Raw genomic sequence first — 2,815 nt, forward strand, 5'->3', positions numbered from 1 at the left:
CATCAGCCCGCACACTCAACGAACCACGATCAGCCCCACACACATAATCAAACACAAACTCCCGATCACCAGGAACCACAACCCCCACAACCGACTTCACCACAGAAAACTTCCCAGTCAGCTGCGAGTATGCGTTTGTAAAGGTCAAGGTCGGAGTGTCGGTTTCCGACGCAATCGTCACTTCCTGGGCGGCCGGAGCCTGCAGCGAGTAACCATCGAGCTGCGCGGAGTCGACCTTTTCCTGAACCGTGCACACGGTTCCCAGCGGGAAGGCGGGCGAGTTGACAGCCGGGCCGGGGAAGGGCACTTCCAATGTCCCGGAGGTCGCACCACAGGTGTAGTCGAACTGGTAGGTGCGCGGCTGGGCGAGTTGGACACCGGTGACATTCTTCGTCACCGCAAACTTGCCGACCTTCTGGGCATACACATTCTCGAAGGTCGCCACCACCGGCTCGGTCTCCGAGGCGATCGTCACTTCTTGCGCGGCGGGCCCTGTGAGGGTGTAGCCAGCCAGCTGCGCCGCTTCCTGGTCTTCGGTGATCGTACATTTCGTCCCGAGCGGGAACTGCGGCGACTCCACCCCGGCGCCCCCGGCGCTGGTCTCCAACGCACCCGAGTCAGCACCGCAGGTGTAGGTAAAGCGGAACTGCTTGTCTGCTGGTGCCTGGGCCCCGGTAACGGTCTTGACAACCTTGAACTTGCCCACCTTGGCGGTGTAGACGTTCTCGAAGGCCGCCACCACGGGAGTGGTTGCCGACTCGATGGTGACAGTCTTTGCGCTCGGCACCTGCAGATTAAATCCGTCTAGCTGGGCCGAGTCCGCTACCTCAGTGATGGTGCATTGCGTACCCACCGGGAATTGCTGCTGCGACGCGACTGGCTGGCCATCGGCCCGCACCGTCAGCTCACCCGCCGTGCCCGCACAGTTGTAGGCAAAGCGGAAGTCCTTCTGCGCAGCCTTACCTTTGTCGCCCTGCACAGTCTTGGTGACGTGGAACGTGCCCTTAGGGATGCTGACGGCGTTGTCCAACGACAACGCGGTTGACTTCTGGTTCTCCACCTGGAAGGTCGGCCCCTCGGTGCGCCCGCGCTTGAACACCGGCTCCTCCCAGACCCCGCCACGCACGCCCGGGTTGGCCGACTGCGGATCTTCGCTCAGCGTCACCGTCGTGCCCTGCGGGAAGGTGCCGGGGAACGGGGTCTTGGCCCCCAACTTCACCTCGAAGGTGGCGGTTCCCCCATTACGCTGTGCATTCACTTGCCCAGGAGCGACCCAGTCGTTGTAGGTCTCCACCGTCGAACCGGCTGGCAGGCTGTAATCCACGTTAACCGTGAACTTGGTGCCCTTGGCCACCGAAGTCGCGGCATCGCCATCCACGAACTTGGTGATGTCGAAGCCACCGAAGCCCGGCTTCATCTCCACCGTGATCGAGAACGACTCAGTCAGGTAGCGTTCCCCGCTCACCCGGTAGTCAGCGTCCTTAAGCTCGACGTCGTTCTTGTACTTCAGCCCCGGGACGGCTGGGGCGTCAGTGATCGGCGCGGAGTATGACAGGACGTAGTTGGAATCCAGGCTGAACGGCCCCGTGATCACGATCTCCGCCTGGGTCTTATCTTCGTTGTAGACCACTTCCAGTTGGTAGTCCCCACCGAGCTTGCCGTTCTCGGCGATCACCACAGCCTTGGCCGGGTTCTCGCGGGTGCGCATCACCAGGGCCATGGCGTCCGGCAAGGTCTGCCCGGGCCCCAGGCGATCCGTCAGCTTCAGCGTCGAGACGCTGCCGTCGGTCGGCAGCGGCGCCAGTCCGGCGGCCTGCCGGTGCTTGTTGATGTCATCCAGGTGGAAGCTGATATTCCAGTTGACGCGAATAGCCCCCTCCGCGATCGGGGTGGCGTATTTGGCCAACTTCACCGGGTTGAAAGTGGCCGCCGCCTTCTCCCCGATGCCGCCGGTGCCGGGCAGGTCAACTGCCGTGCCCTGCTCGTTAAGCTTCATCTCGACCGTTTCGGTCTTCGTGGCCTGCTTGGCCACCAGCAGCACCGAGCCGGTGCCCTTGAATGTGTCAAATCCCTGCTGGCGCAACTCGGTGACCTTGTCGGAGAACGTGCAGGTGAAGACCGTCTTGGCCACCTCGCAAGTACCAACCTCCGTCTGCACACCGTTGACAGGCACGGTCATCGGGTAGCGCTGCCCCGCAACGCGGGCATTGAAGTAGGGGGCGTACTCGATGGCGAAGGAGTCCTGCGCCTGGATGTTCGCCCTTTCTCCGGTCCAGGAAAACTCCAGCTTCGCCACTTCGTCGACGCGCACCGCCCCGGCGGAAGTCACCCCATTGGCATCGGAACGCATGAAACTGGTGATTTGCACCCCGATATTCGGGTTGGGGGCAGCGTGTGCCGCCGGAGCAGCTACCACTCCCAGGCCAATACTCATCGCTAAGGTGGCCAGCCCTGCCACCAGCCGAGATTTCCTAGACATGGGCTTCCTTTCGCGCGGGGTAACGCCTACAGGCAAAAGACTGCTTTCAGCCTATATCCAGTCAGCGGCGCGAGGGAAGCAAGACCACCACTTTGTGACACGAGTCCCTCAAAGACTAATCCTCTATCCTTCCGGCCAGTTAAGGGAAAACTCCCGGCTTTTCCTAGCGTCGCAGCAAATGACGTTGCTGTAATTCGGATGGTTGTACCGCTATGTGGCAACACGTTTGGGGGGGTGGGTTTTTGCCCACCCCCCAAACACTTCACGCCGCTAACTCACCGCGCAGCACGCCGCCGCGACAAGCCAACCAACGCCACACCACCAGCCAACACCGCA

1 protein-coding gene is annotated in these 2,815 nt (G+C 62.0%); it reads right to left on the reverse strand.

The features are described from left to right. A partial coding sequence (locus BSZ40_RS11110; RefSeq protein ID WP_143180974.1) for a DUF5979 domain-containing protein occupies positions 1-2,479 on the reverse strand: 2,479 nt, incomplete at its 3' end. Between the last annotated feature and the right edge of the window lie 336 nt (positions 2,480-2,815).

The organism is Buchananella hordeovulneris, from assembly GCF_001907235.1.
GTDB lineage: Bacteria > Actinomycetota > Actinomycetes > Actinomycetales > Actinomycetaceae > Buchananella > Buchananella hordeovulneris.